The organism is Bradyrhizobium tropiciagri (assembly GCF_001189845.1).
Taxonomy (GTDB): domain Bacteria; phylum Pseudomonadota; class Alphaproteobacteria; order Rhizobiales; family Xanthobacteraceae; genus Bradyrhizobium; species Bradyrhizobium tropiciagri.
Map to the genome: position 1 here is coordinate 79,099 of NZ_LFLZ01000017.1, position 21,442 is coordinate 100,540.

Annotated in this window: 15 protein-coding genes; 8 read left to right on the forward strand and 7 right to left on the reverse strand. The window is 63.9% G+C overall.

The features are described from left to right. Positions 1–127: 127 nt before the first annotated feature. Genes AKN84_RS49065 through AKN84_RS16115 form a run of 3 tightly spaced genes read left to right on the forward strand, consistent with a single transcriptional unit; the run spans position 128 to position 5,742 of the window. A complete protein-coding gene (locus AKN84_RS49065; RefSeq protein WP_244485183.1) occupies positions 128–2,806 on the forward strand; it encodes a HigA family addiction module antitoxin in 2,679 nt (892 codons plus the stop codon). Next, complete coding sequence (locus AKN84_RS48535; RefSeq protein ID WP_202814695.1) at positions 2,803–4,254, forward strand: hypothetical protein; 1,452 nt, start codon at positions 2,803–2,805, stop codon at positions 4,252–4,254. Before AKN84_RS49065 ends, AKN84_RS48535 begins: the two co-directional genes overlap by 4 nt. 3 nt (positions 4,255–4,257) lie before the next feature. Further along, positions 4,258–5,742: a hypothetical protein gene (locus tag AKN84_RS16115; RefSeq protein ID WP_050421669.1), complete on the forward strand. Its 1,485-nt coding sequence runs from the start codon at positions 4,258–4,260 to the stop codon at positions 5,740–5,742. Between the two features lie 66 nt (positions 5,743–5,808). Here the strand turns inward: AKN84_RS16115 and AKN84_RS16120 are convergent, their stop codons facing one another. Next, the gene (locus tag AKN84_RS16120) at positions 5,809–6,204 is read right to left on the reverse strand and encodes a hypothetical protein (RefSeq protein ID WP_050421670.1); all 396 of its coding nucleotides are present in this window, start codon (positions 6,202–6,204) and stop codon (positions 5,809–5,811) included. Between the two features lie 510 nt (positions 6,205–6,714). Between AKN84_RS16120 and AKN84_RS16130 the strand changes: the two genes are divergently transcribed. After that, complete coding sequence (locus AKN84_RS16130; protein ID WP_050421672.1) at positions 6,715–8,055, forward strand: glycoside hydrolase family 16 protein; 1,341 nt, start codon at positions 6,715–6,717, stop codon at positions 8,053–8,055. 36 nt (positions 8,056–8,091) lie between these two features. On the opposite strand, the gene AKN84_RS16135 is transcribed toward AKN84_RS16130, so the two are convergent. From AKN84_RS16135 to AKN84_RS16145, 3 genes are all read right to left on the reverse strand, one after another. Next, complete coding sequence (locus AKN84_RS16135; RefSeq protein ID WP_050421673.1) at positions 8,092–9,906, reverse strand: reverse transcriptase family protein; 1,815 nt, start codon at positions 9,904–9,906, stop codon at positions 8,092–8,094. A 352-nt stretch (positions 9,907–10,258) separates the two neighbouring features. Then, complete coding sequence (locus AKN84_RS16140; RefSeq protein ID WP_050421674.1) at positions 10,259–11,929, reverse strand: SWIM zinc finger family protein; 1,671 nt, start codon at positions 11,927–11,929, stop codon at positions 10,259–10,261. Continuing rightward, positions 11,926–15,084, reverse strand: coding sequence for a hypothetical protein (locus AKN84_RS16145; protein ID WP_050421675.1), 3,159 nt, complete (start codon positions 15,082–15,084; stop codon positions 11,926–11,928). Before AKN84_RS16145 ends, AKN84_RS16140 begins: the two co-directional genes overlap by 4 nt. A 207-nt stretch (positions 15,085–15,291) precedes the next feature. Here AKN84_RS16145 and AKN84_RS16150 point away from each other — a divergent pair, with 207 nt between their 5' ends. Then, a complete protein-coding gene (locus tag AKN84_RS16150; protein ID WP_050421676.1) occupies positions 15,292–15,666 on the forward strand; it encodes a hypothetical protein in 375 nt (124 codons plus the stop codon). A 6-nt stretch (positions 15,667–15,672) separates the two neighbouring features. Here AKN84_RS16150 and AKN84_RS16155 read toward each other — a convergent pair whose 3' ends face one another. Beyond that, on the reverse strand, positions 15,673–17,034 hold the full coding sequence (locus AKN84_RS16155) for a polysaccharide deacetylase family protein (protein WP_050421677.1): 1,362 nt from the start codon (positions 17,032–17,034) through the stop codon (positions 15,673–15,675). A 96-nt stretch (positions 17,035–17,130) separates the two neighbouring features. Further along, positions 17,131–17,946, reverse strand: a complete 816-nt coding sequence (locus tag AKN84_RS16160) for a polysaccharide deacetylase family protein (protein ID WP_050421678.1) — start codon at positions 17,944–17,946, stop codon at positions 17,131–17,133. Between the two features lie 84 nt (positions 17,947–18,030). Here AKN84_RS16160 and mgtE point away from each other — a divergent pair, with 84 nt between their 5' ends. The 3 genes from mgtE (at position 18,031) to AKN84_RS16175 (ending at position 20,480) form a co-directional block, all read left to right on the forward strand. Then, positions 18,031–19,452, forward strand: coding sequence for a magnesium transporter (mgtE, locus tag AKN84_RS16165; protein ID WP_050421679.1), 1,422 nt, complete (start codon positions 18,031–18,033; stop codon positions 19,450–19,452). Between the two features lie 83 nt (positions 19,453–19,535). Continuing rightward, positions 19,536–19,856, forward strand: a complete 321-nt coding sequence (locus AKN84_RS16170; RefSeq protein WP_050421680.1) for a helix-turn-helix domain-containing protein — start codon at positions 19,536–19,538, stop codon at positions 19,854–19,856. Between the two features lie 414 nt (positions 19,857–20,270). Then, positions 20,271–20,480: a hypothetical protein gene (locus AKN84_RS16175; RefSeq protein WP_050421681.1), complete on the forward strand. Its 210-nt coding sequence runs from the start codon at positions 20,271–20,273 to the stop codon at positions 20,478–20,480. 18 nt (positions 20,481–20,498) lie between these two features. Here the strand turns inward: AKN84_RS16175 and AKN84_RS16180 are convergent, their stop codons facing one another. Then, a complete protein-coding gene (locus tag AKN84_RS16180) occupies positions 20,499–21,386 on the reverse strand; it encodes a LysR substrate-binding domain-containing protein (RefSeq protein ID WP_050421682.1) in 888 nt (295 codons plus the stop codon). Positions 21,387–21,442: the final 56 nt, after the last annotated feature.

Sequence of the window (21,442 nt, forward strand, 5' to 3'; positions counted from 1 at the left end):
TGCGTGTTGAATCAAAAGGTTGGGGTCTGAACGTCTGTATTGTGTAGCGTCACACAATACAGTTCTTGCAAGTACATAGAGAATCGTCAATTTTGTAGGCGAACAAGTCCATTTGAGCCATTTGACGATGAAACAGATTAAAGTTCCGCACCCAGGCGTGCGCATCAAGTCCGAAGTGATCCCGGCAAAAATGTCAGTGACCAAGGCTGCCCAACTGATGGGGGTTGGCCGTCCGGCGCTCTCAAACCTGCTGAACGGAAACGCGGCTTTATCTGCCGACATGGCTACGCGGCTGGAGAAAGCCTTCAAGAAGTTCTCTCGCAAAGAACTCCTCGATATGCAGGCGGAATATGACGCTGCCCAAGCGAGGAAAAAAGCTCCGGCTGATACCAGGGCCTACGTTCCCCCATTTTTGGGCATCAAGGCCAATCAGGTTGAAGAATGGGTCACGCATAACATTTCAGCGCGGACGCGATTGTCGGTTTTGCTGCGCACCCTCGTTCATTCCACGGGCCGTGGCCTGACCAAGGTTGATTTCCCCGGCAACGACGACGCGGAACGTCCCGGTTGGGACGGCTTCGTTGAAGCAAGTGAGGGCACGCCGTGGGTGCCCGCTGGAATTTCTGGATGGGAGTTCGGCACCAACGAAAATATCAAAAAGAAAGCCAACGACGATTTCGCGAAAAGCGTGAAGGCGCACGACAAGAAAGTGCGCGATGAAGTGACATTCGTTTTTGTTACGCCGCGCAATTGGCCCGGGAAAGCTGACTGGGTCGATGAAGCCAAGGCCAAGGGCCGCTGGAAAGATGTCCGTGCCTATGACGCGAGTGATCTAGAGCAATGGCTGGAACAATCGATTCCAGGCCAGGCATGGTTTGCAAACGAGACGCATATTCCGGCTCAGGAAGTTCGCTCTCTTGATCGGTGTTGGGCCGACTGGGCCGATGTTGCATCACCGCCGCTGACGGGCGCGCTGTTTTCATCGGCGATCGAGGCGACAAAGCGGGTTTTGACATCGCGTTTGAGCAATCCGCCAACGGGACCAATCGTGATCGCTGCTGACTCAACCGAGGAAGCGCTTGCATTCTTGGCACAAGTCTTCGGCCCTGCCGGCGGCGAAGAGCTGGCAAGCTTCCGCGACCGCGTTCTTGTCTTCAATCAGCCAGGCGTGTTGCCCCGGCTCGCCGAAGGCGCTCAAACATTCATACCCGTCGCTTTTACGCGCGAGGTCGAACGCGAACTGGCCCCCGTGGCCACGTCGATGCATTCAATCGTCGTTTATCCGCGTAATGCCGCCAGTTCCGAACCCGACGTCGTGCTTGAGCCCGTGCCCTACCAAGTCTTCAATGAGGCGCTCGAGGAAATGGGCAAGGACCGGGATGACGTCAATCGGCTTACAAACGAGTCGGGACGCTCCCTGACCGTGTTGCGGCGCCGGTTGGCGACTGGCGCACTGCGCACGCCCGAATGGGCGGACAACACCGATACGGCAGCGAGCCTCGTTCCGTTTCTGTTGGTCGGCGCATGGCACAGCACAAATGATGCGGATCGGTCGTGCCTGTCCTTGCTGGCTGCCGACCGGCCATATGACGAACTCGAAAAAGAAATCCAGGCGTTGGCGCTATTGAATGACGCGCCGGTTTGGTCAATCGGCACGTATCGCGGCGTAATTTCGAAAATCGATCTGCTGTATGCAATTGCGAACGCCGTTACCGCCGACGATCTCAAGCGGTACTTCCAGATCGCTGAAATCGTTTTGGGGGAGGACGATCCGTCGCTCGATCTCGATGAAGACAAACGTTGGGCCGCCGCCATCTACGAGAAGACCCGCGAGTTCTCAGGGGCGTTCCGAGAAGGCATCTCCGAAACATTAGTTATTTTGTCATTGTATGGTGGACACCTCTTCAAAAAACGGCTCGGCTTCGACACCGAGGTTGAAGCCGTTCGGCTCGTACGTCGGCTGTTGAAATCACCTTTGACCACGCGGGTTCTGGAGGCGAACGACCGCGACCTCCCGACATACGCCGAAGCTGTGCCGGAAGAGTTCCTGTCAATCCTTGAGCGCGATCTGAAATCGGACGATCCGGCGGCGCTCGGACTTCTGCGACCAGCCACGACCGGTGTTTTTGGCCGCAGCCCAAGCCGAACAGGTCTGTTGTGGGCGCTGGAGGGACTGTCCTGGAATCCAGAAACTCTCGCGCGCGCGGTATCGATCCTGGCACGGCTGGCCCAAGTAGAAATCGACGACAACTGGGTGAACAAGCCGACAAATTCCCTCGGGGCGATTTTCAGCGCGTGGATGCCGCAAACGGCAGCCGGCCACGACGCGCGTGTTGGCTTAATGAAGAACCTGGCCCTGCGTTTTCCCGATGTGGCATGGAAAATCTGTGTCGCGCAGTTTGGCGACAACCACGGGATCGGCCATTACAGCCACAAACCGCGTTGGCGACCCGATGGATATGGTTTCGGCGAGCCGTTTCCGACTTGGGGGCCAATTAACGCATTCGTTCGCGAAATGGTCGAGATGGCCCTGAGCTGGAAAGAGCATTCGTTATCGACGCTCAGCGATCTCGTCGCGCGATTGCCGAATTTGTCGCCTGAGCATCAGACGCGGGTATGGTCGCTGGTCGAAGCTTGGGCGAAGGACAAGGCCGACGACGCCGACAAAGCGGCTATGCGCGAAAAGATCAGAATCTCGGCCTTGTCTCGCCGCGCCGCAATTCGTTCCAAGAAAGATGCGCAGGCGAACGCATTGGTTGCCGCCGCCAAGGCGCTTACGCTGCTCTGGAACCAGCCGATGTCTTGAACAGGCACGCGTGGCTGTTTCGCGACGGCTGGGTGGACGAGTCCGCCGACGAAATCGAAGACATCCAGAAGATGGACTTCCAGAAGCGCGAAGAGCGTATCCAGAATCAACGCGCCGACGCCATGCGGGAGATTATGGCCCAGCGCGGCATTGCTGGTCTGATCGAACTGGCGAGGCGCGGAAATGCAGCGTGGACAATTGGTGTCATCGCCGTCACCAAAGCTGTACTCACGGAAGCCCAGCTTGTCGAACTAACGCGAACAGCATTCGAAAAGATATTGGAGGGCACGAACGATGTTACTGCCTTGAAGAACATCGTCGCCGGTATTCTCCGGGCTACTACAGACAATGACGTGAGAGCCCGCATCATCAAGGCTGCATCCGGGAAACTGTCCGAAGTGGATTTGGTCGGCTTGCTGATGCTCGGACCGTACTCATCAGAAGCCTGGAAGCTGGTCGATACGCTCGGAGAGGCGGCTCGGTCGAAGTACTGGAACGAAGTAGTACCTGACTGGCTACACCACTCGGATGAAGAGAACAACGAAGGCGTGGAACGTCTTCTCAAGGCCGGACGGCCACGTGCCGCATTTTCGTGCGTCCGCTTCAAGCCTAACCAGATCGACGCTCAGGTGCTGTACAGACTGCTGTCGGACATGGCGCAGGGTGGCAACGATAAGTCGGGCGAATATATGCTCGAACACTACAACGTCGAGCAGGCGTTCAAGCACCTGAACAGCAGTCCGGTCCTAACGCTCGATCAAAAAGCAGGGTTGGAATTTGCCTTTATGGAGGTGCTGGCTCAACCACGGAGTACCCGTAGAGAAAGCTACGGCATTCCGAACCTGGAAAAATATATCGAGGCGCATCCCGAAGTGTTCGTGCAGGCAATCGCGTGGACCTACAAGCGCAAGGATGGCGGAACGGATCCGGAGGGGATCGCGGTCGCGCCGGACCGCGTTAAGAGCATGGCAGAACGTGGATACAAGCTGCTGGAGTCGATCCGGCGTATCCCCGGGCATAACGAGATGGGGGAACTGACGGCTAAGGATTTGTCGAAATGGATTACGACGGTCCGGCAGTCCTCAGCCGAGCTGAGCCGTGCTGATGTCGCGGATTCCTGCATCGGCAAGCTGCTCTCGCACGCCCCAATCGGCAATGACGGTGTCTGGCCATGCGAAGCCGTGCGCGACGTGCTGGAGGATATCCAGCCCGAGTCACTGATGCACGGGATGCAAATCGGGGTCTATAACTCGCGCGGCGCACACTGGCGTGGCGAGGGTGGCGATCAAGAGCGCGAACTGGCGGCGAAATACCGAAAATGGGGGCAAGCGCTCCAGTCCTCTCATCCGTACGTGGCATCGGTACTGCTCATGGGATTGGCTCGCAGTTATGAAGCGGACGCCAATCGAGAGGACACAGAGGCCGGAATCAGGCGGCGGCTGAGGTAATCGATGGCAACATTTTTCAATGAATATTTCGGCGTAACCCAGGACCAGGTCGATGATTATGGAGCGTTCAACGTTTCAATCATCAATGACCTGCCGCTTTTCATCGACCCGTTTCTTCTGTTCAACAGCGATAAGCCGGAATACAGGGCGCTGCATGACGGCATCCTGAAATACATCATTTTTCTGCGTGACGCGGTGGTCGATCGTCGCGTCAATGACGACCTCGTGAAGGCATGGTTCTATTTCCCAGAGGTGAAGCAGAATTGGCTCGGCTTCTCGCTGAACGGGAACGGTGGCACCGGTCTGGGTGCCGAGTTCGCGATTGCGCTGCGTGCGAACCTTGCAACGCTGTTTGCAGATTTCGGTGAAGAGAGAGTCACCGAATCCTCTCACCTTGAGAAGGTGTGCCTGGTCCGTGACGGCGTTGGCCGTGACAATATCAGCGACTTTACCGTGAATCTCACACTCGACTTCCTGTGCAGGTACACGCAAGAATTCGCGGCCCTTCACATCGACCCGTCCCTGCGGAAGACGCACTGGGTGAAGAAGGCGGTCTTCAATTACGAAACAGAAAGCTGGGAACGACGTTCGTATGACCTCCCATGCATGGACGGTGACTTCGTTCTTCTCACGCCGAAGGACATCCTGACCCGCGACGAAAACTGGATCAACCGGACGGACATGATCCGCGATTTCGACCAGATACCTGCTGCCATTCCGGATGCCGAACTTCGCGGCCAGGTATTCAATTACTTCCAGTCCGTACTCTCTCGGCCACCGACCCGACCGGGACGGAAAGAACGTGCGCCGAGCCAAAAGGACCGGGATACTGCCGCTGCCCGGACCCTGATGCAGTTTCCGCAGTTGATGGACTACTATATCAAGATCAAAGAGGAGACCGGTGACGACGCTGCCGACATTAGCGCGGAAAAGGTGGCCATTACGAAGTTCGTGTTCGAAAAGCAGGTACGCGACGTGCAGCAGACGTTGGCGGCAGAGTCGGCATTCTATTCGACGGTCGGCGGATCCTATGTCGAGGCCCACCAACGGCTCGCGTATTTAAAGGACGTGATCGAGAACAAGGGAGGCCACCGCCTGTTCTATCACGATGGGAAGCCGATCCAGCGCGAAAGTGATCTGCAAATCTTGTATCGCTTTGTGTGGTTCGGGACGCCGTCCGACGTGGGCCGGGAAGCGAATGACGGTCGGGGGCCAGTCGATTTCAAGATTTCACGGGGCCGGGACAAGACGCTTGTCGAGATGAAGCTCGCCAAGAACACGGCTCTGGAGCGGAACCTTCAAAAGCAGTTGCCCATCTACCAAGCCGCGAGCGACGCTCAAAATGGCATCAAGGTGATCGTCCATTTCTCGGCGCAGGAGAAGGCACATGTCGAAGGCATTTTGGACAAGCTGAAAATTCTTGGACACAAAGACGTCGTCCTTATCGATGCTCGAGACGACAATAAGCCATCTGGCTCGAAAGCATGAATTTGTCGCGGGTAACGGGAGCTGAAGGCACTCTTGGGGCTGAAGTGAACCTTTCGATCCAGGTCATCAGGATAAACCGTTGAAATCGCAGCAGATGCGAACGCCCTCCGAGCGCACCATTAATTCACATTTCATATTGAAATAATTAAGCTTTCTTCTGGGAATGGGACCACTCCGTTCCTGCGCACTGTTCGCTTGCGGCACCGCCAGCCGGCCGTCCAGTGACTGGCCCCGATCGAACGTGACGATTTTCTCCATTCCACTGATGCCAAGCCTCACTCGATTCGCCTGCGCGATGTAATGGGCGGGCATTTTCGGGTCGGACGTCGCTGTCGCCCGGCTCTTGGTGCAGTCGGCGTAGGCAGCCACTTCGGCACGAGCCTTGCGCGCACCATGGCAACTCTTCTTTGGTTCGTTGATGCCGGCCGGGACCGCGTACTTCTTGAACTTGTGGCCGCCCATGCCTCCTTGTTTATCGGCCGGACTCGCCCGTGCACGACTTTGCCGGCGAACACTCGGACTTGGATTTTCATTTGCGTAATCAGCGTAGTGGCACTGCCGGGAGCCGCGGTCGGATCGGCGGCGGCGTCGCGACTGAGCTTGCGCACGCGGCCCCTGATCAGGCCGTAGCGCGCATGCGCGGCCACGCCTTCAAAGGCATCGTCGCGAGCGCGGTCGCGAATTAAATCTCAACCGATCGGAAGTCCACGTGCGAAAAGTTTCGTGCGAATAAGGCGAGCCGCTGCGCAACCGCCCATGTGAAGATCATTTTGAAGCCATTTTTCGCCATACTTGATCTTTAGCCAACCGACGAGCAGTCGAGGGAGCGTACCTCGAAATCTCCACTGCGTTGGAATGTGCTCGCGCAGCGCGCGCCGGGCATGCGGTATGTCGCGCGATTCGCGGCAGTGGAATGGTCGCGCAGTTCGCGACGGGTGGAATTCTTCGTTCAATCTCTGGGAGGGGCATGGAATGGCACTTGCCGCGCCAGCAGGTTTCACGTCGAGCAATCTCGTTTACCAGGAGAGCTTCTCCGGGACGACGCTAGACAGTTACTGGCACAACTACATCACGAGCAACGCCGCCAATGGCTGGGCGTGGAATAGCAATGGATCGGGAGGTAGCGGACCGGGCGGCCCGTACGATGCCGACTACGACATGCCGAGCCAGGTGACCGTGACCAATGGTCTCCTCGATCTCACGGCGATCCAGCAGCCGGTCAGCGGCATCAATCAGGGCACCGCGCAGACATTTCCGATCACGTCCGGTGCCGTCAGCAGCTATGGCAATTTCGAATTCGATGGCGGCTACCTTCAGATCAGCATGAAGGCGCCGAGCGGCGACGGTGCATGGCCGGGACTCTGGTTGATGCCCGGCGCAGGCTCGAGCAGCGGCGACAATTTCGAGATCGATATCCAGGAGGGGGGATATACCGGCAATGGGCCGGCCAACCAGGCCTTCACCTGGCATCTTCACACGCCCTCAGGGACGGTCGGCGGCACGGTCGACACCGGCATCGACCTCACGGCCGGCTTCCATACCTACGGCATCAATTGGGTGCCCGGCCAATCGATCACCTGGTATCTCGACGGCAAGCAGATTGCGACGGCGACCAGCGCGCAGGTCCCGATTCCGAACGAGCCGATGCAGCTGATCATGAGCAATCAGGTCGCGAACTCAAACGCGGCCGGATGGCATACCGCGCTCGATAGTTCGACGCCCTCGTCGATGCAGATGCAGATCGCCGAGGTCCAGCTCTATCAAGCCGCCGGCAGCGGTAACACCGTCACCGGTGCCAACGTCACTGCCTCGACGGACCCGACCACACCGCCCACCCAGCCGACCACGACGACGACCCCAGTTGCGACCAACCCGGCCGCGACCAATTCCACAACCGCCATTGTCGCGCCAACTGTCATCCCGGACACCACTTCGCCGGTGGCCGCGGCGGTCGACCCATTGCCGACCGCTGCAACGACCGACCCCGGCCCCATGGGAGCGATGCTAGCCGCCATGGGACTGGCGCCGACGTCATCGTACGGCTGGTCGGCGAGCACGACCGGCGCAAGCACTGGAAGCTGGGCAAATCAGGATTTTGCGCAGCCGAGTTCGTTGGCAGCCGCCGCGCCGCAGGGAACTTCTGGGTGGGGAGATCGAGGCACGACCGCCGCATCTCAAGCCGGCAGCAGCTTTGCGCTTCTGAACCAGTATCTGGCAAGTAGCTCTGGTCGAGCCGGTGGCGGTTCGATCGCTGTAGCGATGGGTGGCGCTGGCTGGACACAGGACTCGTTCCTGACCAAACCTCAGAGCTAGTGCGTTAGCTGGCTCTCACGCGAAAGCTCCGGCCGCTTACCGTTTCCACCATCGGCTGAAGTAAAGAAACAGCAATGCGCCGGCCATCGCGGGGCCGCCGGGCAGCGGCAGCAGGGCAAGTGCAAGTAGGATCACCAGTGCCGTGACGAACCACGGCCGTTTCCCGCTGGGTGCCGTCGCCGGTCGCGCCGCGGGCGGCGGGCCATCCGGGCGCGTGACGCCTGGCGGCGGTGGCGGAACATTGGGCGGGCGCGACGGGCTTGGTGCTGCGGCGCGCGCTTGCGCAGCCCGCTTCTTTGCGTCCTGTCGCGCCAGTGCAACCAACACCGGGTCCGGCGCTGGCGGCGGCCGCTCCGCGGGAGTCCATTGCCGGCCGGGCGGCGTCTGGCCGGCGGCTGCGGCCTTGCGGAATGCGGCGCGGGTCGGGCGCCGCGCGGAACGAGCTGGCGCGTGCTGCGGGGCGAGGCGTAGCGCTCGCTGCAGCAGGGGCGCGCCGCTTTCCGGATCGACCATGACAGCGAAATGCCCGAAGCCGAGCAGCGACCGGATCACATCCTTGCCGGGGCCGAAGTGCTTGCCCGCCGGCCCATGGCGTTCGACCTGCTGCAGCACGGCGCGGTAACGGCGCAGCAAGTCGCGCGGCACGGCCACCGCCTCGTTGACGGTGAGGCCGGTGACCTCCTGGCGCGACGAGCGGCGCATGACGCGCGTCTTGTCCGGATGGACCGTGAACCCTTCGGCGGCGACGATGCCGTGCACGGCCTTGAGCAAGGTGCCGATCTTTCTCACCGCTTCGCCCGAGCCGGAGAACGTCAGGTCGTCGGCGTAGCGGCTGTAGACAAAACCGAGTGTGCGCGCGAGTCCGACCAGGCGCCGGTCGAGCTTGCGGCAAATCAGGTTGGTGATCGCGGGGCTCGTCGGCGCGCCCTGCGGCAGCAGCCGCGGGCCGTCGGCGACAAAGTGGCGCTCACCGTCGAGTGCCACTTCGTCGACCATCGGCTCGGTGCACAGCAGCGCGAGCGGGATCGCGACCGCTTCGGCATAGCCCAGCGCCTCGAACAGCCCCTTGACGCGGGCGTAGGTCAGGGTCGGGAAGAAATCCTTGAGGTCGAGATTGATCACCACGTCGCGGCCGACATGGTTGCGCGCATTGGTCAGGATGGAGCGCTGCGCCGCAAAGCCGTGCGCGGCTTCATGCAGCGGCACCCGCGCGAGGATGTTGTCCAGCACCCAATATTGCGCGCGCTTGAGGCGCGGCATCGGCGCCGAGATCAACCGCTCGCCGCCGCTCTTCTTGGGGATCGTGAAGCGCTGGTAGTGATTGACCGACGCCACCTTCCTGTTGAAGGCGAGGAAGCGCAGCTCGCCCAGCGGCACGCCCATCGCGTCAGCCAGCGCCTTGGCATCGGCGAGCGGGGGCAGGCCGTCGCGCAAGGGCGTCGTGGTCGTACGGGTATGAAGGCCTAGCGAGACGTCCTCGCCGAGATAGAGCACGTCGCGTTTGCGCCGGTCGTACCAGGCGAAGGCCCGGCTTTGGCGCGCCTCCGCGTTGCGGCGCTTGGTCTCCTGCCGCCGCGCCATCGCCTCGGCCTTGCGGCGCTTGTGCATTTCCTTCAGCGCGCGCTCGGGATCGGCGAGCGTGGCGTTCTGGCGCTGCAGCTCGGTGAGCTCGCGCATCGCCTCTGCGCGGCCGCGGATCGCGTCCGCGGCGGGCGCCGGCGCATCTTCACCATCGGGCCAGAAACCGAGGCGGATCATCTCCTCGAGGATGACCTCGTCCTTCGACGACTGGCGGATGCGGTCGTAGAGTTCCTGGCGCGTCAGCGTGCCGGGAGCAACGGTCTCGTTCACGCGGCCAGCCCTCCGGTCAGGAGTGCGGCAGCGGCCTTGTGCAGGGGGTTCGGAAAGGGCGCAGGCCGGATTGCCTTCGTCTCTTCTAAGAACTGGATCGATCCACTCGACGCCGGGGCGTCCACCCCTACGCAATTGGGTTCAAGGAACCCATTCTGCGATTGCGTAGGGGTGGACTGCCCCGGCCCAGTGAAGATCGGGCCAGTGACGCATGCGTGGTCATGGTGCAAGGACGGCGATACGCCGCCCGGGTTGCAAGGTCCTGACCGGCCTGCGCCCTTCCGAATGCAGTGATACGCGAATTGCCGTCGCCGGCACAAGCCGGCTCTGCGGATCAAGGGTTTCATGTCACTCATGCGATGGCGGGTCCGTCCTGGGCGACGCCCTCGACTTGCGAATGGAAAATCCGGCGCAGCGCCAGCATGTGCTCGCAGGGGCCGCGCATCATCTTGTTGTGGCCGTAGAAATGACAGCTGCACCGCGCCTCGACGAGACGGTCGTCATCGTCGATGACGAGGTTCACCTGCTCGGTGCGCGCGTTGTCGAGCACGCTGCCGTTGATGGCGCGAACGCCCTGGTTGCGATCAATGTTGCCGATCGTCACGAGGTTGGCGCCGATCAGGCGATCGGCTTTTTCCTCCTGCGGGCTGGCGAAGCGCAGCTGGGCTGCTGACAGCGGCTCGCGCGTCAGCTCGCGCAGCCGGTAGAGCGACTTGTCGAGGTCGAACATCGCGCGTCCGGCCTGGGTGTAGGATGTGAGCGCCGCATGCACCAGCGCCTGATCGACGCCGGTCTGCCGCGCCAGCTCGGTGGCGCTCGCCGCATGGGACTTGCCGAGTGCTGCGAAAATGCGCTGCGCGCTGTCGTTGTCGACCTTGTGGCGCGGCGCGAGCAGGTCGAATTGTCCGGCGGACGACCAGTCGTTCGCGGTCCAGCCGGACAGGCCGAGCGTGAAGCGCAGACCGCCGAAATCGACGACGAAGAATGACGGCAGGCCGGTCCCGGTCAAATGCACCCGCACCGACCGCGCCAGCGGCAGCGCCCGCCCGAGGATCGCAAGCCGCCGCCGGCCCCAGATGCGGATCTCGGCGGGGGCCGTGCCGCGATAGATCGAGCGGCGGAAGGTCAGCCGTTCGTGCCACGGCTCGATCACGACCTGCACCGGCGCGTCCGGCTTCAGCACGAACCGCAGCGAGCGCGGGCCGGCCTTTTCCTTCTTCTGCGCGAGGCGGGTGAGGATGTTGGCCATGTCCACGGGATGCAGGTCGAACACATGCGCCGGCAGGGTCATCGCGCTCGACACCTGCAGGAAGCCGCGCACCCAGCTGTCCGGCAGCTCGATCTTCTCCTCGCGGAAGTCGAGATCGTCGCCGGTCTGCACCTCGAACCCTGAGGGATCGATGGTGAGGGTGGTGTCGCGATAGGAGCGGATCTTCTGGAATTCGTCGTAGAGCGCGTGGCTGTAGTCGATATTGGTGGTGCCGAACGCCATCTCGCCGAGGCTCTCGAACACGTCGTGGTCGCAGGACAGCCGCCCGTAGCTCGATTCGTCGAGGCTGAAGCACTCGAAGAAGATCTCGTCCGGGTGCACCGTGATCACCGGATCGAGCACGATCCAGGCATCGCGGTTCTGCTTGTAGAGGTAGTTGAAATAAGCCTGCCGCGCCGCCCAGAACGGCTTCATCTGGCGATCGCGCTCGCGGTCGAAGCCGCGGATGCGGTCCTGCAAGTCCGCGATGCGTGGCTTGAGCGCGGCGGACTGCGCCGTCGCTTCGGCCAGGAAACTCGCCTCGCTCTGCTTCAGCCACTCGAAATAGGCGGTGCGATCGCGCGGCTTGAAGCGCAGGTCCGACACCACGACGTGATGCAGCGCGGAGATTGCCTCGCGGAAGGCGAGATGACGCGCCACCTTGCCGGTGAAGAAGGTCGGCTGGCGCAGCGTGTCCGGCGCGAAGGCGAACGACGACGAGGCGGCGTCGGACGAGGCGCTGGTGCTGCCGAGAAATCGATATGCGAAATTCATGCGGCGGTCCCGCTGGTTTGCGAGCCGCCGCCCCGCGGCGTGTGGCCGGCGCGGGCCACGGTGACGGGCAGCGGCAGATCCGGCCAGGCATGCGCGATGTCGCGCAGGATGATCAGCGCGGGCGCCTTGTCACGCAGGGTCACGCTGAGTGTGAAGTCGTGCAGCAGCTGCGCGATCGCCGCTGCGCGGTCCCGGTGCGCCAGCGCCTCGTTGCGCAGCGCCGTGAATATCCGGTCCTTGGCGATGCGCCCGCGGTTGATCTGCATCAGGATGATGCGGGCCTGGGTGAGGAATTTGGCGAAGATCGCCGCGTCCGCCAGTGAGTCACCAGTGATCAGCTCGGTGACGAAGAGATGGAAGCTGCCGGAGGGATGCTCCAGCATGCGCCCCAGCACCTCGGCGATATCGCCGTCGGCGAGGCTGCGCCGCAGCAGCAGGCGAGCGCCGTCCTGCACCGCCGGCACGGTCGAGTCCGCCATGACCGCCAGCGCGGCCGCCGGCAGCGCATCGCTGGGCCATGCCGTGAGGCGGTTCACCGCGGTCGTGCGGACATCATCCCACTCGCTCTCGACCAGCAGCACCGCATTCTGCGGGTCGGCGCGGAAGCGGGGCTCGTCAGCCGTGAACGCATCAAGTGCGAAGCGGCGCACGGCGGCGAACGGATGGTTGCCGAGGCGGGCGAGCTGGCGCACCGAGAAGCGCGCCGGTGCGCGGCTCTCCAGCAGCTTGGCGCCGAGCATGCGGGCGCCGGCCGCGCGCGCCTGCAGCAGGCGCCACAGCGTGCCGTCGTCGATGGCGGTCGCGGCCTGCGGCAACGCTTCGACGAACAACGTGACCATGTCGGCCGCGTGGCCCTCGATAGGTTCGGCGCGGAAGAAGCCGGCCATCAGCATGTCGCGCAGCCGGATGGCGAAGGCCTCGTCGCTCGCCGCAAGGCGCGCGACGAGCGGCCGCGCAGCCGCGCGCAGCCGGGCATGGTCGCCGGTTGCCGCCAGCACGATGCCATCGCGATGTTGCGCGAGGGCGGCGTCGTCGAGCCGCGCCAAGAGGCTCATCGAGGCAATGCGGATTTCCGGCGCATCGGCCCGCAGGATCGCCTGCCAGAATGCTTCCGGCAGGTCGCCCGGCCGCGTCGGGGTCACCGCGATGAGCTGGATGCTGGCTGCCTGGACGTCGGGGCTGGCGTGGCCGGTCAGGCTTTCGATCACCTCCGGCTGCAGCGGGCAGTCGCGATCCGGCCAGAGCTGTGGCAGCAGCGCGAGAGCCGACGTGAGACCGGCGCGCAGCAGATCGTCGAGCACCGGCGGCAACTGCGCGAGCCAGGCCGCAAACGCTTCCGTCGCGCGGGCGCGTTGCTCTCGCGAGGGCGCGCGGTCGCGCAGCCAGCCGCGCGTGCGGCCTTGTACCTGGTCGTGCGGGCTCGTCAGCGCGGCGCGTCCAAGGGCGGGGTCGGCCCACGGCCAATCGGCGCGGTCGTCAATGGCGCGGATGGCCAAATCGCGCATCTCAGGTGCGGTGGTATCGAGCAGCGCGGCGACCAATGCCGCATCGGCCTTGCCGGCATCGATCAGGCGCCGTGCGATCGTGGCCGCGAGCGTGGTGACCTCGGGATAGGGCGAGGCGAGCAGGCCGCCGATCGCGGCCACGTCCATCGTCTCAGGCCGCGGCGGGCCCTGCCGCAGCGCCTCGGCCGCGAAGCGCGCCGCCGCATGATTGCGCGCCAATGCAGCGATCCGCAGCAGCCGCTCGGGCCGGGCATCCCATAGCGCGGGGAAGGCTTCCTCGCGCCGCGCCGGCGCACGGTCGCCGACATGGCGATGTGTGAGAGCCCTGGTATTGAAGTGGCTGGTCGGGGCTGCGGCATGCAGCAGGTGGCTGACGCTCCAAACCCGGCTGAGCGCCTCGGTGGCGTGGGGGACAGGACGATAGCTGCGTTCGATCCGGATATGCTCGGTCCAGGTCGCCGGCTTGATGCCGTCGGCGTCGGTGAAGGCGAGGAGGAGCTCGCTCGCCATCGCCGTGAAGGTGTCCTGTCCGAGCTCGGCGCGCTTGCGCAACATGCGCCAGGCGCGCCGCTTGAAGTAGAGCAGGGTCTGGTCGGACAGCGCGACGCGCGGAGCCGCGCTGTGCAGTTCCTCGCTGAGCTTCAGCGCCTGGCGCGAACCGGGCAGCCAGACGCGGTCGTTGTAGACCCGGCCGCGATAGTACATCGGCGACGCCAGCTCGAACTGCCGCGCGGTTGCAGCGAACAGCGGGCCGTCGTCGGTAAGATCGGCATATTTGAACAGCCGCCGCAGCACCTGCACGTAGGGCGGGCGCGGGCTCATCGCGTGCACGGCCGCGAGCAGCGTCTTGCGCGCGGCGCTGTCTGCGAGCGCATGGTGGGCGAGCGCGATGAGGAACTGATTGGCGAAACCCGGCTGAGCCGAGTTCGCCGCCAGCAGGGCCTGGATCAGGCCCGCGCCATTGCCGTTCGCCAGCGCCATCTCGATGTCGCGGGTCGCCGCGGCATCTGTCGTTCGCGGCAGCGACAGCCGCGGCGCCGATCGCCGCGCGTCCATCAGTTCACTTGCGAGGGCATAGGCCGCGTAGTCCCGCGTCACCAGGCTGACATTGACGTCGGCGCAGCGGCGTAGCAGATCGGCGGCGTCGGCGCCGCCACACCGCGCCAGCGCATAGACGAGGCTGTAACTCGCGTTCGCCGCGCCGGTCTTCTCGGCGATGGCGGCGAGTTGGGGATAGGCGGCTGTGAGCCGGATCACACCGAGGCGCCAGAACAGGCGGTCGCGCTCATTCTCTGGCCACGCACTGCGCGCGCAGACCGCGAACTTCCTGAGCAATTCCGTGTCGCGTCCGTTGGCATCGACTCCGGCATCCGAAACGGTCAGCGACGGTGCATCGCCGTCGATGCGGCGATAGCCGTCGTTGATCTTGGACACCACGACACTATCGAACAGCTTTTCGGCATTCGCGTGCGTGACCGGCGATGGGGTCTTGGTTCCATCCCTTAGCGAGGTGCCGCGACGGCCATATTTGAAATTGACCAGGTAGCGTGCGTCGTTGTCGGCGCGTTCCAGATCGACCAGATCGACTTCATAGAGCTTGTCGGATCTGCCCTCCTTCATCCAGAGGCGAACGGAGCGAACGACTTGCATTGACCACCCTGGGATGTCCGGGGCGGATTACATCGCAAGCCGGCCGCGCCGCGTCAATGGGGCGACGCCGAGGCGCTGCCCGATGCGGTCCTGTAACACCGGTCGGGTAGAGTGGCGGATGCATGGCCTTGCTGGTATGGCGCTGCCGACCGGAGGCGGCCGCGTCTCCGATCGCGCCGCCGCGAGCCTGCCCACCCGGAGCATCCGATGATCCTTGCTAGCTACGTCTACCGTGCCGTCTCCAACTTCGTGTTCCTGGGGCTGGTCTATTTCACGCTGAACCTGCTGGAGAAATACGAGCAGCGCGCGACGGTCGCGATCCTGGTCCTGGTCTATGCGGTGATGCATGCACTGTCCGGCCTGCGCTCGTTCTATTTCTTCCAGCGCATCGAGCGCCTCGAAGGCGAAACGCGGCGGCTCGCCGCAGCGGCCGGCGAGGGGCCGAATGCCGCAGCCTCGCGCAAGCAGATCGTCGCCGATGTCACCGAGCTCAGGCACGCCGGCGAGATCAAATCCTACATCGACATCTTCTTCCTGGCGCTGGTGATCCTGCTCTGCGTCGCCAAGATCGTGGCCAGCTAGAGCGCGCTAGTCCGGTACGCGCTTGCCGGCCGCCGAGGCTTCGGCGCGCGGGCTACGCTTGGCGACGTGGACTGCGGCGTTGCTCGCACCCGGCGGCGCGACATGGAGAGGCGCGCCGTGGCCTCCGCCATGCGCCGCAGCGGGGATCTGATGCGCGGCCTGCTTCGGATGTCTGGCCTGGCGCGCCGAGATCGCCTGCGCGCGCGGTGCGCCGGCGGCTGGACCAGCCGCGCGCTGTGTGAGGCGGCGATTCGCCGCGAGCAGGGTCAGGTCCAGCGCTTCGGGAACGCGAAAGACGTCGGCTGCTGGTATCGGTAATGTCGAGACCGGTGCGAGCTGCGCGACCTGCGGCTGCGGCCACAGCGTGCGGACGGGCACACCGACGCGTGCGCGCTGCGCGTGGTCGAGGATGTCGGCGTCGCGCCAATCCAGGTCGGCAAAGACAGCTGCCGGCAGCGTCCGCGTCGCGGTGAAGACGAAGTTCGGAATTCTCGGCCAGCGCGTGGTCGCCACCGTCTCGGTCGGCGGATGCATGAACCATTGCTGCGGCTGGGTCGGTGTTGCCGGACGGTCGGCGGTCGCGGGCACGACATGGACGATGCGGTAGCCGCGCTCCCTGAGCGTGTTGAGGATGCGCGGCAGCGCCGCCACGGTGCGCGGCTGGATGTCGTGCAGCAGCAGGATGCCCTTGTGCTTGGCCTCGATCCGCTGGATCGCGAGGTCGTAGACCCGCTGTGGCGAGATGTGGCGCCAGTCGTCAGCCGGGAAGTCGGCGCTCCAGACCTGGATGCCCTGTGACGCCAGATACGCCTCGGGGATCTCGGCGCGCATCAGGCCGGGAATCCGGAAGAACGGCGCGAGCTTGCTCTTGTCACCATTGAGCGCGGCGAGCGTCGAGGCGATGCCGTCGTCGACTTCCTGCCGCACCTTCTCGAGCGGCATCTTGTTCATCGTGAGCGGATGGTTCTGGCTGTGGGTGCCGACGGTATGCCCGGCGGCGATCAGCTTGCGCACGCCCTCCGGATTGAACCGGGCCTGGGAGCCGATGGTGAAGAAGGTCGCCTTGACGCACTGGCTGGCGAGAATGGCCAGCACCTGGTTGCTGTATTTCGGCAGCGGCCCGTCGTCGAAGGTCAGCACCACCTCGTGATCGGCGAGCGGCAGCGTCTCCGGATACTGCATGGTGCCGATCCGCGGATGCTCCCTGGGATCGACGACGATGGTCCGCGAGGTGCCGAGCGCGTTGGGATTACCGGGGCAATCCGCGGCGGGGGCGGCCTGCGGCGCCATGAAGCAACAGCCCAGCAGTGCCGCGCCGATCACGGTCCGCGACCGCTTCCGGATCATCACCAGGACGTTTGCAATCATCGAATCTCGGCCGCATTCCAAACGCACTGACGAATCCTTAAGGGCGGCCCCATGAATGCCGCCTTAACGGTCTGTAATCCACCTTGGGTGCCGGGTTCAATGTGTCCGGTCAGACACGGTCTTCATCGCTGCCGGGACGATGTGGACGACGTGATAATTATGCTCCTGCAGGTACCTTAGAAAGGCGGGCAGCATCTCGGCTGTGCGCATTTGCGGGTCATGCAGCAGGATAATTCCCTTGCGGTGGCCTTCGAGCCGCCCGGTGAGCAGCTTGAGTTCCTCCTCGGGGGTCATCTTGTTCCAATCGCTGGCCCAGAAATCGGCCCCGAACACCGCAATACCGCGCTTTTCCAGACGCTCGAGCAGGGCGGGCGTCGACTCAAAATAGGGGAACCGGAAAAACGGCGTGCTCGGGACCGTGCTCACGGTGCCGTGCAGGGCCTTCCCGACCGCTTCGATCCCCCGGTTGATGTTCGCCTCGGCCTGATCCAGCGGCATCTTGTTGAGATGCGGATGGTCCCAGGTGTGGTACCCGATGGTGTGGCCGAGGCGCGCAATCTTGCGGACCATATCGGGATGATCGGCGGCGTTGCGGCCGACCATGAAGAAGGTGGCCTGCACACATTCGGTTGCCAGTGCCGTCAGCACCTTGTCGGTGACGCCGGGCGTCGGCCCGTCGTCGAAGGTCAGCACGACCTCGCCATCCCGAAGCGGCAGGGTCTGCGGAAAGCTCTTCAGCCCGACGCGCGGATAGGTCGCAGGATCGACCTCGAGCACACGTGAGGTGCCGAGCGCATCCTTGCGCGTGCACTCGGCGGCCTTCGCCGCGCCGGTCAGCGCGCAAGGTGCGAGCGCGATCAGCGCCGCGACAACGTTGAGGATCGGTCGCGGTGCGCTCGACTTCTTTCTCATTGCACAGGGCCCCACCGATTAGGTAATCCGTTCCGCACTCATCCAACCAGTTTTTCCCCTCCTGTCAAACCGGCGAAACACGGCATGGCCGAGAATTTCGACGTTGCCGAACCCGCCGAAGCCGACCCGCTGGCCCGGATGCCGATGCGGGACGAGGAGGGCCAGCTCCGCCCCGAATTCGTCGCTGGCATCACCCGGGCGATCCATGCCGCCGACAGGCCCCTGCTGTGCGAGGTGGTGGCGGAACTGCACGAGGCCGATCTCGGCGACCTGATCGCGGCGCTGGAGCCGGACGACCGCGTTACCCTGGTCGAGATCACCGGCACCGACTTCGACTTCTCGGCGCTCAACGAAGTCGATGAGACGGTCCGCGAGGAGATCCTCGAGGAACTCGAGCCGGAGACGGTTGCGGAGGGCGTCCGCGAGCTCGACTCCGACGACGCCGTCGAGCTGCTGCAAAGCCTCGACGAGGAGGACCAGGAACAGATCCTGGAGAAACTGCCGGCGGCCGAGCGCGCCGAGATCGAGCGCAGCTTGCTGTACCCGGAGAATTCCGCCGGCCGGCGGATGCAGACCGCGTTCATTGCGGTGCCGCTGGATTGGAACGTCGGGCAGGTGATCGATTACATGCGCGACACGCCCGATCTGCCGGATCGATTCTACGAGATCTATGTGGTCGACGCCGAAAGGCACTGGCTGGGCGCAGTTTCGCTGGACGTGCTACTGCGCGCGCGCCGCCCGGTTCCAATCAAGGACCTGATCGACGAGGACCGCCGCCGGGTCTCCGCGCTCGAGGACCAGGAAGAGGTCGCGCGGATGTTCGGCAAGTACAATCTGGTCGCCGCTCCCGTGGTCGATACCATCGACCGGCTGGTCGGCGTGATCACCATCGACGACGTCGTCGACATGATCGAGGAGGAGGCCGACGAGGACTTGAAGGCGCTCGGCGGCGTCACCCATCCCGAAGAGCTGTCCGACACGGTCTGGACCATCGCCCGCGGCCGCTTCAACTGGCTCTTGGTCAATCTCGCGACCGCGTTCCTGGCCTCGTCGGTGCTCGGCCTGTTCGAGGGCCAGCTCGAGAAGATGGTGGCGCTTGCGGTGCTGGCGCCGATCGTGGCGAGCCAGGGCGGCAATGCCGCGACCCAGACCATGACGGTCGCGGTGCGCGCGCTAGCCACCCGCGAGCTCGGTGCGTTCAACGCGATGCGCGTGGTGTTGCGCGAGACCATGGTCGGGCTCGTCAACGGCATCGCCTTTGCCGTCATCACCGGCATCGCCGCGGTGGCCTGGTTCAAGATCCCGGGCCTTGGCATCGTGATCGGGCTTGCGATCATCTGCAACCTGGTCGCCGGCGCGCTCGGCGGCATCCTGATTCCGATGGTGCTGGAACGGGTGCGCGCCGATCCGGCGGTTGCCTCCGGCACCTTCGTCACGACCGTCACCGACGTGGTCGGCTTCTTCTCGTTCCTCGGCATCGCCACACTGTGGTTTGGGCTGAAATAGCGGATCGTCGGCGGAGCCGTTTATCGTTAATCGCGCCTTAACGGGGTTGGCGGATGATGCACCTATCTCCAAAGGGGGCCATCATGCAGCGGTTGCGGCTCAAGGCGGACGGACGGATCGTCGAATTGCGCGACGGGCAGGAAATCCCGCTCGTGCCGGCATACCCGGCCGAGGCGGCGATGCACCCTGCGGCCGCGCGACCCGCGGTGCGCGATCTGCGCCGCCGCGCCCAGCTGACCCAGCTCGAATTCGCCGCCAAGCTCGGCGTTCCCGTTGAGACCATCCGCAACTGGGAGCAGGGCAAGCGCGCCCCGCGGGGACCTGCCCGCGCCTTGCTCGCCGTGATCGCGCATTCGCCGGAAACCGTGTTCGCCGCGCTGTCGAGCGAGCCGACCGTGGCTTGAGCCGATACCGCGCGCTTCGCCGTCACTGTCAGCCGATAGATCACGCTTATGCGCTGCATCCTCCACCGTCGTCCTGGCGAAAGCCAGGACCCATAACCACCGCAGCGGATGATGAACGGGACAGCGGCCCCAGCGCCGCGCAACAATGCGCAGTTGGGGTAATGGGTCCTGGCTTTCGCCAGGACGACAATGGGGATTGTTCGCGCCAAACAACGCGGTGTCATCACCGCGAAAGCGGGTGATCCAGTATTCCAGAGGCGGCGGCGCTTGAGCCGACAGGTCGCGGCGTACTGGTTCGCCCGGGCCGCCAGCATTAGCGCTCACGGCACCGCGTCACGGGGCTTGCCAGGAAAGCCGTTTGGCCGCTTTAATCGAGGGATTACAGCATGTTATTTTTTGAACCGTGGATTTCCAATGAACGCCATCGAGCAAATTATTGCCGGCTATGTATCGCTGAAGAATCGTCAGGCGCTGGAAGAGCTCAGAGACCATCGCCAACGATTGTTGGACGGTGTTCGAGCACACAGCGTCCCGGGTTTCAGGCCGACGGTCGTGCATGACACGCTCCGCGAGGAGATCGAGCTCATCGAGGCGGCATTGGCTCGCTTCGACGAGGACGCATAGCCCGCGACGGGGGCGCCGTCACCCGCTGCGGTCGCTGACCTTCATCCGTCGAACCGTATCGATGAAGGCCTTGATGATCGGGGAGTGGCCACGCCCGCTGTGATGGGCGATGCTGTACTGGGTCTTGATGGTGCGGTCGCTGATCTCGAGCGCGCGCAGGTTGGGGTGCGGCACGAATTCGAAGTCGGCGACGACGCTGATGCCGAGCCCGCGCTCGACCGCCTTCCACACGCCCTCACGGCTCTCGATCTCGAACACCGGCTCGATCCTGATGCCCTCGGCCTGCATCGTTGCCTCGAAGGCGCGCCGCGTGGTCGAGCCGCGCTCGCGCAGCACGATCGGTTGGTCGGCCAGCTCGCGCAGCCGGACCGACTTACGCGTGAACCAGGGATGATCGCGATTGACGAACACGATCACGCGGTGGGTGCGGTAGGGGATCATGGTGACGCGCGGATCCTCCGGCACCTCAGCCAGGATCGCGACATCGGCCTCGAAGTCGACGATGTGGCGCAGCGTGCGTTCGGAATTGCCGAGCAGGGTCGAGATCTGCACCTCGGGGTGATCGCGCTTGAAGGCGGCAATGATCTCGGTGGCGTGAAACGGGCCGACGGTCGCCACGCGCAAATGGCCCTTGGTGGCCTTGCCATGCGCAGCCAACAGGTCGTGCGCCTCGTCGCAGAACGTCATGATGCCCCGCGTGATCTCGAACAGCGCGGCGCCGGCCTCGGTCAGCTCGGTGTGCCGCGGCTTGCGGATCAAAAGCTCGACGCCGTAGGTCTCCTCCAGCTCCTTGACCTGGATGGTCAGCGTCGGCTGCCCGACATGGAGCACGCGCGAGGCCGCGGTGAAGCCGCCATGGGCGGCGACCGCATGGAAGGCGCGCAGCTGGCTGAATACTATTGACATAATCAATAGAACGCATCCGAAGAATGAATTTGTCAATAGCAGCCGGCGCCGTACCT